Here is a 15,300-nt window from a genome sequence, read left to right as displayed (position 1 = left end):
CAGGCACAGGCCTTGACAGGACGGCCTTCGCATTAGGCTTCCCTCCATGGCCGACGACCTCCGTCCCACGGGCAGCACAGTGGTGGCCGCCGCGCTCGCGCTGTTCGCGGAGCACGGCTACGAGCAGACCTCGGTCGAGCAGATCGCCCAGTCCGCGGGGGTGTCGCGGTCGACGTTCTTCCGCCAGTTCGGCGGCAAGGACGACGTCGTCTTCGCCGACCACGAGCTGCTCCTCGACCGACTGCGCGCCTACCTCTCCGAGGCGCACGAGAACCCGTGGGCGGCGGTGTGCGAGGCGTCGGTGCAGATCTACCGCCACTTCGCGTCCGATCCCGAGGTCGCTCGCCGTCGATACGCCGTCGTGCGCCAGGTGCCGTCGCTGCGCGACCGCGAGATCGTGACGGTCTTCCGCTACGAGCGCGCCTTCGACGAGTACCTGCGCCGCTCCGTCCCGGGGCTCGACCCCGTCGACGCTGTGGCGTTCGCCGCCGCCGTGACCGCGGTGCACAACCACGTGCTGCGTCGCCTGCTGCGCGGCTCCACGCGGGTCCCCGCCGCCGTCCTCGAGACCGCCTACGACGAACTGCTGCGCCGTTTCGGCGTGCACCCCGACCCGGAACCCGCCGCCGACGACGACATCGTCGTGGCGACCTTCCCCCGGCGGATGCCGCCCGCCGAGGTCGCCCGTCGGCTCGGCGCCCTGCGCGACTGACCTGGAACGGCGTTCCACACGAGGTGGAACTGAATCCCAACCGGGCGTATCCTGGCGCGATGACCTCTGACCTGCCCGGCGGCGCGTCCGGCCGCTACGACGTGCTCGGACGGCTCGACACCGACTACTACGCCGTCTTCTCCGACATCCCCGACGCCGACCGCGACGTGTGGCAGCGGACGCAGGGCTTCGTGGACGAGGTCGGCGACCGGATGCGGGACGCGTGGGATGCCGCGGAGTACCCGCTCGACATCGCCCGACGCTTCGGCGAGCTCGACCTGCTGAACGACGGCATCGACCACCCGCGACTCACGCGCTTCTCCCCCCTGGCCGCGGGCCTCGTGAACATGGAGATCTCGCGCGGCGACGGGTCGCTGGGCACCGTCCTCGCCGTCCAGGGCGGACTGGCGCTGCGCACCCTCGCCCTCTTCGGCAGCGACGCCCAGCAGGAGCGCTGGCTGACCCCGGTCGCGCGCTTCGAGGTCCCGGCCGCGTTCGCCCTCACCGAGCCGGACCACGGCTCGGACTCGGTCTCGCTCGAGACCTTCGCGCGCCGCGACGGCGACGAGTGGGTGCTGCGCGGGGCCAAGAAGTGGATCGGCAACGGCGCCTCCGGCGGCATCACCTTCGTCTGGGCCCGCGTCGACGACGAGGGCGACGAGCACCACGGCAACGTCCGCTGCTTCCTCGTCGAGCAGGACCGCCCCGGCTACACCGGGACCGTCATCGGCGGCAAAGCGTCGTTGCGCGGCATCCACCAGGCCCACATCGCCCTCGACGACGTGCGCGTTCCCATCGACGCGGTCCTGCCGGGGACGCGGACCTTCAAGGATGCCTCGACCGTCCTCTACGCGACCCGTTCCGGTGTCGCGTGGTCGGCGCTCGGCCACGCGACCGCCTGCTACGAGGCGGCGCTGCAGTACGCGCAGCAGCGCGTGCAGTTCGGCAAACCGCTCGCCCGTTTCCAGATGGTGCAGGAGCGCCTCGCGCACATGCTCGAGGACCTCACCGCGATGCAACTGTACTGCCGTCGCCTGGCCGACCTCGAGGCATCCGGCGGACTGCGCCCGACGCAGGCGTCGCTCGCGAAGTTCCACAACACCCGCGCCGCGCGCCGCGTCGCGGCGACCGCGCGCGACCTGCTGGGCGGCAACGGCATCCTGCTCGAGAACGGCGTCATGCAGCACATGGCCGACATCGAGGCGATCCACACGTACGAGGGGACCGAGTCGGTGCAGGCCCTCCTGCTCGGGCGGGACATCACCGGCGTGAGCGCCTTCGCCTGACCCGCAAGCCCGTTCCGCAGCGCCTGACCGGCGGGCAGGATGGGCGCATGTACGAGATCCCCGCGCCGATGCTCGCGAAATCCGTCCCCGCCGTCCCCGATCCGGCCAAGACGGCCGGCGGACTGCTGTACGAACCGAAGTGGGACGGGTTCCGCGCGCTGATCGGGTGGGACGGCTCGGAGGTCGAGATCGGGTCCCGCGGGTCGAAGCCCCTCACCCGGTACTTCCCCGAGCTGGTCGACGCGATCTCGCGTCTCGTGCCCGAACCGTCCCTGCTCGACGGTGAGATCGTCGTCGCCGACGGCGAGCCCGGGTCGCAGCGGCTGCAGTGGGAGCAGCTGTCGCAGCGCATCCACCCCGCGGCATCCCGCGTCGCCCTCCTGAGCGAGACCACCCCCGCGATGTTCGTGGCGTTCGACCTGCTCGCTCGGGGCGATCGCGACCTGCGCGACGAGCCCTTCTCCGAGCGGCGCGCACAGCTCGAGGATCTGCTGCGCGATGTGCCGCATCCGATCCATCTGACCCGGACGACGACCGATGCCGCCCTCGCCGAGCAGTGGCTCGCCGAGTTCGAGGGGGCCGGGCTCGACGGCGTCGTCGCCAAACCGCTCGCCCTCCCCTACGCGCCGGGGAAGCGCACGATGTTCAAGATCAAGCACGCGCGGACCGCCGACGTCGTGGCGGTGGGCTACCGCATCCACAAGAGCGGTGAGGGCGTCGGATCGCTCCTGGTCGGCCTCCACGACGACGACGGGAACCTCCGCCAGGTCGGCGGGGTCGCCGCGTGGAGCAACGCGCGGCGACTCGAACTGATCGACGAGCTCGCGCCGCTGGTCGTCCGGGGCGACGACGGCGACGCGGTCACGGGGCAGTCGGACCGCTCCCGGTTCACCGCGTCGAAGGACACCTCGTTCGTGCGCCTCCGCCCCGAGCGGGTCCTCGAGGTCGCCTACGACCAGCTCGAGGGCGACCGGTTCCGCCACACGGTGCAGTTCCAGCGATGGCGTCCGGACCGGGATGCCGCGTCCTGCACCTTCGACCAGCTCGAGACCGTGTCGGCCTACGACCTGGCCGACGTGCTCGACTGAGTCAAGGGGCCTCGCCCGGAAAGGCGGATCGGTAGGGTCGCAGCATGGGCCTCTTCTCGTCATCTCCCCGCTCGGTGCGTCTCGACGACGGACGGCCCGTCCGCATGGCCGCGACGGGCAAGCCCGCGAGCATGTGGTCCGACGGCTTCGGCACCCTCGCGACCCGGTCGTTGCAGGTGATCATCGTCGCCGTCATCGTGACGGCCCTCATCCTCGGGATGCTGCAACTCACCGTCGTCGTGATCCCGGTCCTGCTCGCGCTCATCATCGCCTCGGCCGCCGCGCCGCTCATGGCATGGCAGCGCCGCCATGGCATCCCGTCCGTGTTCGCGACCATCCTGACGCTGCTGGCGTTCGTCGTCGTGCTGGGCGGAATCGGCTGGCTCGTGGTCAACGCCGTCCGCGATCAGTTCGACGACCTCTCCACGAAGGCGCAGGCCGGGTTCCAGAGCGTGCTCGCGTGGGCGGAATCCCTGCCGTTCGACATCGACCAGAAGCAGATCGACGAGTGGGTCGGCACAGCGACCGACTTCCTCACCAGCGCACAGTTCGGTTCCGGCGCCCTGGCCGGCGTGAGCGCGGTCGCGAACTTCCTGACGGGGCTCGTCCTCATGATCGTGACGCTGTTCTTCTTCCTGAAGGACGGCCCGAATCTGTGGGAGTTCCTCATCCGTCCGTTCCGCGGATCGAATTACGACCGCGCCGTGCGCGTCGGCCATAAAGCCGTCCAGACCTTCGGGGCCTACCTCCGTGGCACCGCGGCCGTGGCGGCCGTGGACGCGATCGGCATCACGATCGGTCTGCTCATCCTGCAGATCCCGCTCGCCCTCCCGCTCGGCGCCCTCGTGTTCGTGCTGGCGTTCATCCCCATCGTGGGCGCGACCGTCGCGGGCATCCTGGCTGCGTTGGTCGCCCTCGTGACGAACGGTCTGGTCGCGGCGATCTGGGTGGTCGTGATCGTCGTGGCGGTCAATCAGCTCGAAGGCAACTTCCTGCAGCCGTTCCTCATGGGTCGGTCGATGAAGCTGCACGCGTTCGCGGTGCTGATCGCCCTGACGATCGGCACCGTCCTCGGCGGCATCGTCGGCGCGATCCTCGCGGTTCCCCTCACGGCGGCGGCCTGGGGCATCATCCAGGTGTGGGACGGACCGAATACGCCCGCCCGCTGGGCTCGACGTCGTCCCCCCGTTGAGGAGAAGGTCGACACCGTCACGGCCGGCTGACGGCGCTCAGTCCTTCTTCGCCCTCGACGGCTGTACACGCGGCGGCTCCCCCGGCATCTTGGGGAACTCCGGCGGGAACGGCAGTTCGCCGAGGCCTGCGTCGAGGTCGCGCTGCCACCACTCCAGCAGGGTGTCGATGCGTCCCGGGACGGCTTGCAGCTGCTCCCAGGGGTCGCCGATCGTCGCGAGTCGATCCGGCACCGTCCGCACCGTGAACGCGGCGGGGTCGACGCCGTCGGCGAGTTCGTCCCACGTGATCGGGGTGGCGACCGTCGCGCCCGGAAGCGCCCGCGGACTGTAGGCGCCGGCCATCGTGCGGTCCCGGTTCGCCTGGTTGAAATCGATGAAGATGCGCTCACCGCGCTCTTCCTTCCACCAGTTCATGGTGACCTTGTCCGGCATCCGTCGCTCGAGCTCGCGTCCCGCGGCGATCACCGCGTGCCGCACGTCGAGGAACTCGTGCGACGGCTCGATCGGGCAGAAGACATGGATGCCGCGATTGCCGCTCGTTTTGAGCCACGACTCCAGCCCCGCCTCGCGGAGGACCTCTCGCAGCGCGGGCGCGACCGCAGCGGCATCCGTGAAGTCCGTGCCGGGCTGAGGGTCGAGGTCGATGCGCAGCTCGACGGGGTTGTCGGTGTCGGCGGCGAGAGACGCCCACGGATGGAAGACGACCGTGTTCATCTGCACTGCCCACACGATCGCGGCGGCCTCGTTCAGGACGACCTGGGGATGCCGCCGGCCGCTGTTGTACGTGCAGACGACCTCGTCGACGTAGTCGGGCGTGCCCTTGGGCGGGTTCTTCGAGAAGAAGCTTTCGCCGTCGACTGTCGCGGGGAACCGCTCGAGCGAGACGGGCCGGTGACCGTTGGCGCGCAGGAACGGGTCGGCGACGGCGAGGACGTACTCGGCGAGCTCGCGCTTGGTGATCCCGGGCTCGGGGAACACGACGCGGTTGGGGCTCGAGAGCGAGAGCTCTCTGCCTCCCGGCAATTGCAGGGTGATCCGCTCCGACGCCATGCGCCCACCCTAGGGGCGGGCCACCGGCACGACCAGGGGCTTGCCCCGCGCGGGCTCAGTCCTCGTCGGCGGCCGCCGCGGCGTCGACGGTCTCCGCGGCATCGGCGATCGTGACGAGCGGCTCGAGCTGCTCGCGTTCGAGCCGGATCCATGGGCCTGCGGCGTCGACGAGGAAGCCGCTGAGCTCGGGCTCGCTCCTGAGCGCCTCCCCCAGCTGCGCCGCCGTCAGCGGCATCGGCTGATCCTCTCGGCGGAGCGTGAGGATCTCGAGCGGGTGCGAGAAGACCTGGAGGTAGCGGGTCCCCTCGGCGGACCGTGCCTCGGCGACGCCCATGCTGCCGTCCGGTCGGGTGCCGGCTGCGATCCACGCGCCGCGGGTGACGAGCGCATCGACGACGGCGCGAGCGGTCTCATCGGTCCGCGGGCCGGCGAGGAGGTTCTTGATGGTGAACTCGGGGTCGGCCTGATCCATCGCGCGCGAGATGAGACCCGTCGGCAGGACGATGCGCCGGCCGGGGCCTGCGTGGTCGAAGACGATGCCGTCGTAGCCCGCGTCGACGACGTTGCGGAGCACGTTCTGAGCGGGCTGGCCGAGGACCGACGTGTTCGCCGCCTCGGGGTCATCGCTGAGACCCGCTTGGATCGCCGCAGCACCCGTGTACGCGAGCAGGAACTTCTTGTCGTTCATGATCGAGATCGCCAGGCGCAGCGGCTCGCCCGCAGCGACCTGCGCCTGCGCGTCGCCCATGATGCGCAGGTACAGCGTGCCCTGCAGCGCCTGGCGCGTCACGCCCAGGATCGCCGCGTTGTCGGGCTCCTCGGGCGCCTCAACCAGCGCCGCGAGCAGAAGCGTGTTGTCCGGCATCCCGGGTCGACCCTCGGTCCGCTCGGGGGCGGTCTCCTCGACCTGCGGCAGGCGGGGCTGCTCGGGCCGCGGGGCGGGCTGCCCGTAGGTCGACATCGAGATCGGCACGAACGGCACGTCCTCGGCATCCGCCTGCTCGGCGGCGACCGCCGCGCTCACGTCCTGCTGGACGTCGGCGAGATCCGCCTGCGCGTCGACGGGAACCTCATCGGACCCGTCGGAGTTCTTCTTCGGACGGCGGGAGAACAGAGCCATGCCCTCAGCGTACGCGCGATACGGCGCGCGTCGCGCGACGCTCAGAGCTTCGTGATCGGGGCGACCTTGATGAGCAGCTTCTTCGGGCCTGCGGTGTCGAAGCGGACGTGGGCGACGCGCTTCGCGCCCTCACCGGTCACCATGTCGACCTTGCCCTCGCCGAAGTCGTCGTGACGGATGCGGTCGCCCGCCGCGAGCTCCATGTCACCGTTGTCGCGGATCTTCGCCGGGATGCGGTTGGCGAACTTCGCGAGGGCATCGGACTTCTCGCGCTTCGGCAGCGGGACGAGGTCGTCGCCGTACCGATTCGATCCGGATCCGCCGAACCGGGAGCCGCCTCCGGGCCGGCCGTTCAGCGCGCGCGACGGCATCCCGCCGCGCGAGTTCACATCGCCGGGCGACTGGCGCCAGTCGATCAGCTCGTGCGGGATCTCCTGCAGGAAGCGGCTCGGCATCGCGGCCGAGACCTCGCCGAACTGCGCACGGGTCATCGCGAGCGAGAGGTGCAGACGCTTGCGCGCCCGGGTGAGCGCCACGTAGAACAGACGCCGCTCCTCTTGTGGTCCGCCCGGCTCCCCCGCCGAGATGCGGTGCGGGATGAGGTCTTCTTCGACGCCGGTCACGAAGACGGCGTCGAACTCGAGGCCCTTGGCCGTGTGCATCGTCATGAGCGAGACCGAACCGCTGGCGTCGTCGAGGTCATCGGCATCCGACACCAGCGTCACCTCGGTGAGGAAGTCCAGCAGCGTGCCGTCGGGGTTGTTGCGGGCGAATTCGCGCGTCACGGCGACGAGCTCGTCGAGGTTCTCGACGCGCGCTTCGTCCTGCGGGTCCTTCGAGATCCGGAGGGCGTCGTAGTAGCCGGACTTGTTGAGCAGGACGCGGAGCCCTTCGGTCACCGACGTCGACGGCGCGATCTCACCCGAGCTGGGCAGCATGATCTCGGATGCCTCGACGAGGACGGCGTCCAGTTCGGCGATGGCCTTCTGCACCTTCGCTCCGACACCGAGCGCCGATGCGTTCGCGAGGGCGTCGCGGAAGGTGATGCCCTCGGATGCCGCGTACCGGGCGATCGCGGTCTCGGTGACGTCGCCGATGCCGCGACGGGGCCGGTTCAGGATGCGGCGCACCGCCATCTCGTCGGCGGGGTTCGCCACCGCGATGAGGTACGCCATGGCGTCCTTGATCTCGGCACGGTCGTAGAACTTCGTGCCGCCCATGATCTTGTAGGGCACGGCCGAGCGGATGAAGATCTCCTCCAGCGCGCGGGACTGCGAGTTCGTCCGATAGAACACCGCCACCTGCGAGTAGTCGACGCCCTTGCGGTGCAGAGCCTCGATCTCGTCGGCCACGAACTGCGCCTCGTCGTGCTGCGAGTACCCGGTGAACCCGATGATCGGGTCGCCGTCGCCGACGTCGGTCCAAAGCTTCTTGTCCTTGCGGTCGAAGTTGTGGCCGATGACGGCGTTGGCCGCCGACAGGATGTTCTGGGTCGAGCGGTAGTTCTGCTCGAGGAGCACGACCTTCGCGCCCGGGAAGTCCCGCTCGAACTCGCTGATGTTGCGGATGTCGGCGCCGCGGAACGCGTAGATCGACTGGTCGGAGTCGCCGACCACGGTGAGCGACGCGCCCTCGATCTCGGGGGCCTCGTCGGGCTCGAAGATCATCATCCCGCCGCTGGAGAACGCGTCGCCCGCCTTGCCGACGACGGGTCGCGTCAGCTCGTGGATGAGCGCGTACTGGGCGTGGTTCGTGTCCTGGTACTCGTCGACGAGGACGTGCCGGAACCGCTTGCGGTACACGTCGGCGACGTGCGGGAAGGCGCGGAAGAGGTAGACGGTCTGCGCGATGAGGTCGTCGAAGTCGAAGGCGTTCGCCTTCTGGAGCGAGCGCTGGTAGTCCGCGAAGATGTCGACGAAGACCCGCTCGGCGGGATCGCTCATGTTCGCCTGCCGGGCGTAGGACTCGGCATCCGCCAGCTCGTTCTTGAGTTTGGAGATACGCCCCTGCACGGCCGCGGGGGTGAACCCGAACGAGTCGCCCTCATGCTCCTTGACGAGACGCTTGATGAGCGCGCGCGAGTCGCCGGAGTCGTAGATCGTGAAGCTCTTCGTGAACCCGAACTGGTCGGCCTCGCGGCGAAGGATGCGCACGCACGCGGAGTGGAACGTCGAGATCCACATGCCCTGGGCGTTGTCGCCGACGAGCTGACGCACGCGTTCGCGCATCTCGCCCGCGGCCTTGTTGGTGAAGGTGATCGCGAGGATCTGGCTCGGGTAGGCCTCGCGCGTGCGCATCAGTGACGCGATGCGCCGGGTCAGCACGCTTGTCTTGCCCGACCCCGCACCCGCGACGATCAGCAGGGCGGGCCCCCGATGCGTGACCGCTTCGCGCTGCGGCGGGTTGAGGCCGGCGAGGAGGTCCTCGTCGGGGCGGGAATCGCCCGCAGGACGGGGCGCTCCGGCGCCAACGATGACGGGCTTGATGGAGTCGCTCATGTCCCCACGAGTCTACGTTCGACTGCCGACATCGACTCCCGGCATCCGTCCGCAGCGCGATCAGGCGAGCGCGTCGGACACCCGTCGCGAGATGTCGGTGATGCGCCCGAGCGTGGCGGCGACCCACAGACCGGGCTGATCGTGCGGGTCCTCGGCGGCATCGGGGGCGGGTAGGGATGCCGCATATGCGTCGACGGCGCGCCACGCGGCATCCGTTCTCGCGGTCATCTCCTCGTCGGCGGGTGGGGTCGCCATCAGCTCCGCGACCCGGCGGAGCGCGTCCTCGAGCCGAGCGGGGTCGCCGTGGCGCGCGTCGAGCCGCTCGTGCTGGGCGAGCACGTCGAGCAGGTCGCGGGTCAGGTACGTCGCCCGTTCGAGCCCCCACCACCGCTGCGCGTTCTCGTCGTGCACACCGCCCACGCCGCGGGCGCGGAGGTTCGCCCGCTCGGAGCGGGATGCCTCGTCCACATCCGCCGCGACGGCGATGGCCATCTCGGCCAGCGCCTCGCCATCCTCCTTCAGACTCGCCGCGTCCGGCGCCCCTTTCGCCGCGGAGTCCGCCGCGCGGTCGAGTGCGGCGGTGACGGCGGCGCGCAGCTCGGACAGCCGGTCGCGCGCCGACTGCAGGTACAGCGGCGGCACGAGGACGAAGTTCGCCACGACGCCGATCAGGACGCCGAAGGCCATCGTCGCGAGGTAGGACGTCGAGAAGCCGTCCGGGTCGTTCTTGCTCAGCAGCAGCACGAACAGCCCGGCGAGGGCCACCCAGTCCCGGCCGACGCCGAGGGCACGGATGCCGCCGAGCGCCACGCCGACCAGGACCACGAGGCCGAGCGCGACGATGCCGGGCGCTCCCGCCGCCACGATGGCGAGGCCGCCGAAGCCGATCGCGATGCCGCACGCGAGCCCGATGAGGGACTGGAGGCCCGCGCGCGCCGAGTCCGCGACGGTCGGGTACATGCTGACCAGGACGCCGAGGGGCGCGTAGTAGGAGTAGTCGGCGTCGGCGAAGGGCACGATGGGCGCGAAGAACCAGGCGATCGCCGCCGCGACCGCCGTCTTCAGCGCGAGGATCAGCCGTCGTGACGTGAAGACGTCACCGCCGGCCCTGCGGAGGCGCAGTGCCAGCTGCGCGGCGGTCAGGCGCGGGGTGGTGCGGGGCATCCCGGCACGGTAGCCGCGGCGAGGTCGTGCGCGCCGCCCCCTTGCATCCGCGCGTGCGAGGTCGTACGACGCGGGTCAGCTGGCGAGGGTGCGCGACCGGGTCGGGAGCGCCGGTCGCGGCGCGGTCGACAGCGTACGGTGCGGCACGGCCGCCAGGTGACGCGCCGACACGATCGGGGCGAGGGTGCGGTCCGCACGGGAGCGGGGCCGCAGCATCCCCACCGCGAAGACCGCGGCGAGCGCGGCGGGACCGATCGGACCGGCGACCGCGACGAGCGATCCCGAGACGAGGACGGCGCTGACCGCGAGGAGCGGGACGAGGACGAGCTCATCGCGCAGCAGGCCCGCCGTCGCGCCGACGCCCCGCTGCGAGGTCGTCTTCGGCGTGACCCAGAAGGTCGCGCGCCGGCCGAGGGCGGTGCGGATCACGGCGCCCAGCACGACGAACGTGGTCGAGGCGTAGAGGAGACCTGCGGTCAGGGCGAAGGCGACGCCGGCGGCGACCCGTTGCGCGCGGGCGCGGCGGACCGCCTCGGGAAGGAGCGGCGCGGATGCGGCGAACGCCGACACGAGCATCACCCAGAGCGGCGGGGGCGTGCCGGTGCCGGCGAGCGCGGCGCCGGTGACGAGGGTCGCGGCTCCCGCCAGGGCGGTCACCGGGACGAGGGCCGTCTCGAGCGCGAGGTCGAGGCCTTCCCGGATGCGGAGCCCCCGCATCCGGCCGGGGCGGCGCAGGAACTCGACCGCCCCCTCGGCGGTCTTCCGCATCTGCACACGGAACGCGGCGTAGTCGATCGGGTAGTCCTCCGTGAACGCGACATCGGCGTCGACGATCCGCCACCCGCGGCGGCGGAGCCGCACGGTCATCGCGAGGTCTTCCGCGACGGCCTCGGGGAACCCGCCGACATCCTCGACGGCCTCCGCACGCACGAGCGCACCGCGCCCGAGGAAGGCGGTCACCCCGTGCGCTCCTCGACCGCGCCGGGTGACACCGAGGTGGGTGGCCAGCAGCGGCCCGAAGTAGCGGGCGAACCGGGTCCGACCGACGGATGCCGCCGGTGACGCCTGCGCGACGGCCACCGTGGGGTCGGCGAGCGCGGCTCCGCAGACCCGCGCCACCCCGGCGTCGAGGACGACGTCGCTGTCGCAGATCAGGTACGCGTCGTAGCGGCCACGCAGGCGCGCGAGCCCGGCGTTCAGGTTGCCCGCCTTGAAGCCGGAGCGCTCGGTGCGGCGGATCACGTGCCAGCCGTGAGTCGCGGCGAGCGCATCGACGCGCGCCACCGTCGCGGCATCCCTCGAGTCGTCGAGGAGGACGACGTCGACCGGGACGTCCTGGCGGGAGCTGCGGACGACCGCCCGCTCGTCGAGGTCGTCGCAGATGCAGACCAGCAGGGCGATGCGCTCCGCCCCCCGCCCGGTCGCGGGCGGCGGGATCAGCGCGGGCGGCGATGAGCGCAGCCACAGCGCGACCGCTCGCCCGCCCGCGATCCAGGTGAGGGCGCTCGCGGCCGCGAACGCGATCGACAGGGGGGTCCCCTGGCCGACGGCCCAGAGGAAGAGCGGCACGCCGAGCCCGATCCACACCGCCACGACCAGCGCTGTCGATGCGCGACTGCGGAGACGAGAAATCACATACGGAGTATATGTATACGAAGCATTGATTTCCCCAGGAGTTTCCGCGAACCGTCGCATCCGGTCGGAGACGTGCACGGGGAAATACATGACCACATCCCATCATCGGGGACATCCGGCCGGCATCATCCGAAAGAGGTATCAAGAAACGAAGCACCAAACCCCGCCGGAGTCAACCCGCCAGACCTGAGACTCTCGGAGCCCTACGTTCGACGGTGTCGTCGTACCCGGGCGACGTGTGGACGGACGCGCAGCGTCCGCAGTAGCAGCAGGAGTCGCCGTGACCGAACCCTCCGACGAGCCTGTGACCACGGGCATGCTGGATGGGCGGTACGTCCTCGGTCCGTGCGTCGGTCAGGGCGGGATGGCCCGTGTGTATCGAGCCGAGGACGTGATCCTCGGCCGCACCGTCGCGATCAAGATCATGCGCACCGAAGCCGAGAACCCGGCGATCCTGCCGCGAGCCCGCACCGAGATGTCTCTGCTCGCCTCGTTGAACCACCCCTCGCTCGTGACCCTGTACGACGCGAAGATCGTGCCCGGCCAGCCGGAGTACCTCGTGATGGAGTTTGTCGAGGGCGAGTCGCTCGCCGCTGCTCTGCACGATGGTCCGCTGGATGCCGCCGAGACCGCCGGCCTCGTCGGCGAGCTCGCCTCGGCGCTCGACGTCGTGCACCACTCAGGCATCGTCCATCGCGACGTGAAGCCGTCGAACGTCCTCCTCGCACCGTCGCCCGTGCCCGGCCGCAGGCACTGGGCGAAGCTCGCCGACTTCGGCGTCGCCTACCTCGCCGACAGCACGCGCCACACGACCCCCGGCACGGTCATCGGGACGGCCGCCTATCTCGCCCCCGAGCAGGTCCGCGGTGAACCGGCCGGCCCGCCGGCCGACGTGTACGCGCTGGGCCTGCTCACCCTCGAGACGATCACGGGCGAACGGGCGTTCCCCGAGGCGTCGGGGATCGGCCGGGTCATGGCCCGCCTCGTGCAGACGCCCGAGATCCCCTCGTGGCTCGGTCCCGACTGGTCCGGCCTCCTGGGCGACATGATCGCGCGGGACCCCGCCGATCGTCCGACGGCGGGACAGGTGGCGTATCGCGCCCGGTCCCTGCCGACCGACATCGTCCGGATGCCGCGGGCCGCCCTCCCCACGATCGATCAGGAGACGCAGGCCCTCGACGTCGCTCCGGTCGCCGCCGTCGGCGCGGTTCGGCCCCTCGAGCCCTCTGCCGTCACGGTCGCGGCACCGGCGGCATCCGATGTCGTCACCCGTTCCGCCGCGCGTCGTTCGGCCAAGGCCGCGCGGCGTCCACGCCGCGCGCGGGTCTGGATCCTCGCCGGCGCAGCGGCCGCCATCGCCGTCATCCACCTCATCGCCTTCGGGGCGTGGTGGGCGGACGGCACGCCGGGCGGTCGCCCCGCCCCCGAGGAGACGATCAGCGAGCCGACTGCGCCCGCTCCCGCTGAACTCGTCTCGGACGAGGGCGAGACCGCGGTCGTCACCCTCGACGCGACAGATGAGGTGATCCCGCAGGCCACGCCTGCGGCGACCGATCCGGCCACGGCGACCACCGAGACGACGACAGACACGACGACGACCACCTCCGAGACGTCCGGCTCGGCGAAGGGCAACTCCGGCTCGGCGAAGAAGTCACCCGGGCAGGCCGCTGAGGAGAACGCGAACCCGAAGGCCAAAGAGCACGCGAACGAGAACTCCGCGGTGCACGGCGAGAAGGCGAAGGACAAGGGCAAGGGCAAGAAGGACTGACCTCCGTCACGCGACGACACGTCGCGTCATCTCCGGTCATCCCCCATGGTGATGTCCGCCGTCCGGGCTAGCGTGACACCATCGCGACGGTCCGGGTGGTCCCGGGCACCGGGTCATACCGGTTGTGCAGCGGGTTCGACTCCCGCCGTCGCGTCCAGTCCGAGAAAGGCCGCGTAGGGCCCGACCTCGCTACGCTCGATCCGTGAGCGCACCGAGAACGATCACCCGTCTGCTGCTCGGGGCGGGGCTGGTCTTCACCGGCGCCGCTCACCTGACCTTCGCGCGCGACGACTTCGTCGCCCAGGTCCCGCAATGGCTGCCGCTCCCCACGGACTTCGTCGTCGTCGCCTCCGGGATCGTCGAGATCGCGCTCGGTCTCGCCCTGCTGATCGGACGGTATCGCGTCGCGGTCGGATGGATCGTCGCCGCGTTCTTCATCGCGATCTTCCCCGGGAACATCGAGCAGTTCGTCCGGGGCACCGATGCCTTCGGGCTCGACACCGACCTCGCCCGCGGCATCCGCCTGCTCTTCCAACCGCTCCTCGTCCTCGCCGCCCTGTGGTCGACCGGCGCGTGGGCAGCCTGGCGCGCCCGACGCCGAGGTCCGGACGACCGGGATCAGACGCCCGCGTAGCGTTCGCCGACCGGGACCTCGACCGCCAGGACGTTGCCGGGCTGAGCGAGCGGGCAGGCCCACGCCGGGTCGTAGGCGCAGGACGGGTTGTAGGCGAAGTTGAGGTCGAGCACGATCGTGCCGGCCTCGGCATCCGTCCCGAGGTCGGCTCCTTTGATCGTGTCGATCAGGTACCGACCTCCGCCATAGGTGCCGTCCGGCTTGCCCGCCAGAGCGTCACGCACAGGGATGAACAGCCCGCCGCCGTATGTCGTCAGGCGCCAGACGTCGAGCGTCCCCACGTCGGGCAGGTCGACGACGGCGACCCGCTCGAAGGGAACCACCCCGTCCGTCCCGGTTGCGAACTCGAACCCGCCGGGCTCCGCGGGCAGCAGAGGCAGCTCGAACCGCCACGCCGGGTCGTAAGGGGCGACCGGGACGGAGTCGAAGTCCGCCCGGTGCTCCGGCAGGATCGGCGTCGCGGGGTGGTGCGCGAGCAGCTCGTTCCGCCCGCGCTGCCACAGTTCGTGGCCCGCCTCGGGATGTGGCGCTGCCCGGACGTCTGCGTAGAGGGCGAAGACGCGTCGGCGCCAGTCGACGACGTCCAGGGCGGTCCGAGCGGCCGAAGGGATCATCGGCTCAGGTTACGCGCATCACAGGAACAGGCGACCCCCTCCCCCGAATCGGGCGAGGCGCGTAGCCTCGCCGCAGGAGGTCCCCTCATGCGCACATCTCGCTCAGCCGCCGCGGTCACCCTCCTGTGGGCAGCCCTCATGCTCGCCGCGTGCGCGACGGAAGGACCCGCCATGCCCGCCCCCGGCGAGAACCCGACCTCGAGCCGCCCGCCGTTCCGCACGGCGAGCCCCGCCCCTCTCGGGCCGACCGGTTCGGCCGCGGACCTGCCGCCGGCGAAATGGGACGCCCTCCTGGCCGATCTCTCGGCCCGCGGCGTGACGGGCGAGCCGGACGTCGTCTCCGCCGAGCGCGTCCAGTTCTCGAGCGGCGCCCTGGGATGCCCCGCCCCCGGCATGTCCTACACGCAGGCGCTCGTGGACGGGTACCGCGTCGTCGTCCGAGTGGACGACCGCACTTTCGACTACCGTTTCGGCACCGGCGACGAGCCTCGACTCTGCGAGCGCTGACGACGGATGCCGAAGAGGGCGGCGCGTCCAT

At 71.0% G+C, this 15,300-nt stretch carries 13 protein-coding genes and 1 tRNA gene; 8 read left to right on the top strand and 6 right to left on the bottom strand.

The window, feature by feature from the left end:
* Positions 1-46: 46 nt before the first annotated feature.
* From H286_RS0100145 to H286_RS0100130, 4 genes are read left to right on the top strand one after another with little or no spacing between them, the layout of a single operon-like run.
* Positions 47-712, top strand: a complete 666-nt coding sequence (locus H286_RS0100145; RefSeq protein ID WP_020096631.1) for a TetR/AcrR family transcriptional regulator — start codon at positions 47-49, stop codon at positions 710-712.
* A gap of 59 nt (positions 713-771) precedes the next feature.
* A complete protein-coding gene (locus H286_RS0100140; RefSeq protein WP_020096630.1) occupies positions 772-1,998 on the top strand; it encodes an acyl-CoA dehydrogenase family protein in 1,227 nt (408 codons plus the stop codon).
* 47 nt (positions 1,999-2,045) lie between these two features.
* Positions 2,046-3,086 carry an ATP-dependent DNA ligase gene (locus H286_RS0100135; protein ID WP_020096629.1) on the top strand — a complete coding sequence of 347 codons (1,041 nt, stop codon included), beginning with the start codon at positions 2,046-2,048 and terminating at the stop codon, positions 3,084-3,086.
* Between the two features lie 44 nt (positions 3,087-3,130).
* Positions 3,131-4,309, top strand: coding sequence for an AI-2E family transporter (locus H286_RS0100130; RefSeq protein WP_020096628.1), 1,179 nt, complete (start codon positions 3,131-3,133; stop codon positions 4,307-4,309).
* Positions 4,310-4,315: 6 nt separating this feature from the next.
* Here the strand turns inward: H286_RS0100130 and ligD are convergent, their stop codons facing one another.
* From ligD to H286_RS0100105, 5 genes are all read right to left on the bottom strand, one after another.
* Complete coding sequence (gene ligD / locus H286_RS0100125) at positions 4,316-5,329, bottom strand: non-homologous end-joining DNA ligase (protein ID WP_020096627.1); 1,014 nt, start codon at positions 5,327-5,329, stop codon at positions 4,316-4,318.
* A gap of 55 nt (positions 5,330-5,384) precedes the next feature.
* Entirely contained in the window at positions 5,385-6,449 is a 1,065-nt protein-coding gene (locus H286_RS0100120) for an SseB family protein (RefSeq protein WP_018188903.1), read from the bottom strand.
* A 41-nt stretch (positions 6,450-6,490) separates the two neighbouring features.
* On the bottom strand, positions 6,491-8,947 hold the full coding sequence (locus tag H286_RS0100115) for an ATP-dependent helicase (RefSeq protein ID WP_020096626.1): 2,457 nt from the start codon (positions 8,945-8,947) through the stop codon (positions 6,491-6,493).
* Positions 8,948-9,007: 60 nt separating this feature from the next.
* Positions 9,008-10,111: an FUSC family protein gene (locus tag H286_RS0100110; RefSeq protein WP_020096625.1), complete on the bottom strand. Its 1,104-nt coding sequence runs from the start codon at positions 10,109-10,111 to the stop codon at positions 9,008-9,010.
* A 75-nt stretch (positions 10,112-10,186) separates the two neighbouring features.
* Positions 10,187-11,746 (bottom strand): glycosyltransferase family 2 protein, encoded by a 1,560-nt coding sequence (locus H286_RS0100105; RefSeq protein ID WP_231370858.1) that lies wholly within the window; start codon positions 11,744-11,746, stop codon positions 10,187-10,189.
* A gap of 280 nt (positions 11,747-12,026) precedes the next feature.
* Here H286_RS0100105 and H286_RS14355 point away from each other — a divergent pair, with 280 nt between their 5' ends.
* The 3 genes from H286_RS14355 (at position 12,027) to H286_RS0100095 (ending at position 14,148) form a co-directional block, all read left to right on the top strand.
* A complete protein-coding gene (locus H286_RS14355; protein ID WP_020096623.1) occupies positions 12,027-13,514 on the top strand; it encodes a serine/threonine-protein kinase in 1,488 nt (495 codons plus the stop codon).
* Between the two features lie 82 nt (positions 13,515-13,596).
* Positions 13,597-13,671: transfer RNA gene (locus H286_RS14850), tRNA-OTHER, on the top strand.
* A 45-nt stretch (positions 13,672-13,716) separates the two neighbouring features.
* Positions 13,717-14,148: a DoxX family protein gene (locus H286_RS0100095; RefSeq protein WP_020096622.1), complete on the top strand. Its 432-nt coding sequence runs from the start codon at positions 13,717-13,719 to the stop codon at positions 14,146-14,148.
* On the opposite strand, the gene H286_RS0100090 is transcribed toward H286_RS0100095, so the two are convergent.
* The gene (locus tag H286_RS0100090) at positions 14,133-14,762 is read right to left on the bottom strand and encodes a DUF1684 domain-containing protein (protein WP_020096621.1); all 630 of its coding nucleotides are present in this window, start codon (positions 14,760-14,762) and stop codon (positions 14,133-14,135) included. The two genes, H286_RS0100095 and H286_RS0100090, sit on opposite strands and share 16 nt — an antisense overlap.
* A gap of 87 nt (positions 14,763-14,849) precedes the next feature.
* Here H286_RS0100090 and H286_RS0100085 point away from each other — a divergent pair, with 87 nt between their 5' ends.
* Positions 14,850-15,269: a hypothetical protein gene (locus H286_RS0100085; protein WP_020096620.1), complete on the top strand. Its 420-nt coding sequence runs from the start codon at positions 14,850-14,852 to the stop codon at positions 15,267-15,269.
* Positions 15,270-15,300 lie beyond the last annotated feature (31 nt).

The organism is Microbacterium sp. 11MF, from assembly GCF_000383475.1.
GTDB classification, from domain to species: Bacteria; Actinomycetota; Actinomycetes; order Actinomycetales; family Microbacteriaceae; genus Microbacterium; species Microbacterium aquilitoris.
Note: the sequence above shows the minus strand (reverse complement) of the source record. Positions and strands in the feature narration are given on the sequence as shown.

What these genes read in the sequence shown, in the direction of transcription:
- H286_RS0100130 (WP_020096628.1), top strand. Translation starts at nt 3,131, where the DNA reads ATGGGCCTCTTCTCGTCATCTCCCCGCTCGGTGCGTCTCGACGACGGA.
- H286_RS0100145 (WP_020096631.1), top strand. Translation starts at nt 47, where the DNA reads ATGGCCGACGACCTCCGTCCCACGGGCAGCACAGTGGTGGCCGCCGCG.
- H286_RS0100110 (WP_020096625.1), bottom strand. Translation starts at nt 10,111, where the DNA reads ATGCCCCGCACCACCCCGCGCCTGACCGCCGCGCAGCTGGCACTGCGC.
- H286_RS0100140 (WP_020096630.1), top strand. Translation starts at nt 772, where the DNA reads ATGACCTCTGACCTGCCCGGCGGCGCGTCCGGCCGCTACGACGTGCTC.
- H286_RS0100135 (WP_020096629.1), top strand. Translation starts at nt 2,046, where the DNA reads ATGTACGAGATCCCCGCGCCGATGCTCGCGAAATCCGTCCCCGCCGTC.
- H286_RS0100120 (WP_018188903.1), bottom strand. Translation starts at nt 6,449, where the DNA reads ATGGCTCTGTTCTCCCGCCGTCCGAAGAAGAACTCCGACGGGTCCGAT.
- H286_RS0100085 (WP_020096620.1), top strand. Translation starts at nt 14,850, where the DNA reads ATGCGCACATCTCGCTCAGCCGCCGCGGTCACCCTCCTGTGGGCAGCC.
- H286_RS0100090 (WP_020096621.1), bottom strand. Translation starts at nt 14,762, where the DNA reads ATGATCCCTTCGGCCGCTCGGACCGCCCTGGACGTCGTCGACTGGCGC.
- H286_RS0100115 (WP_020096626.1), bottom strand. Translation starts at nt 8,947, where the DNA reads ATGAGCGACTCCATCAAGCCCGTCATCGTTGGCGCCGGAGCGCCCCGT.
- ligD (WP_020096627.1), bottom strand. Translation starts at nt 5,329, where the DNA reads ATGGCGTCGGAGCGGATCACCCTGCAATTGCCGGGAGGCAGAGAGCTC.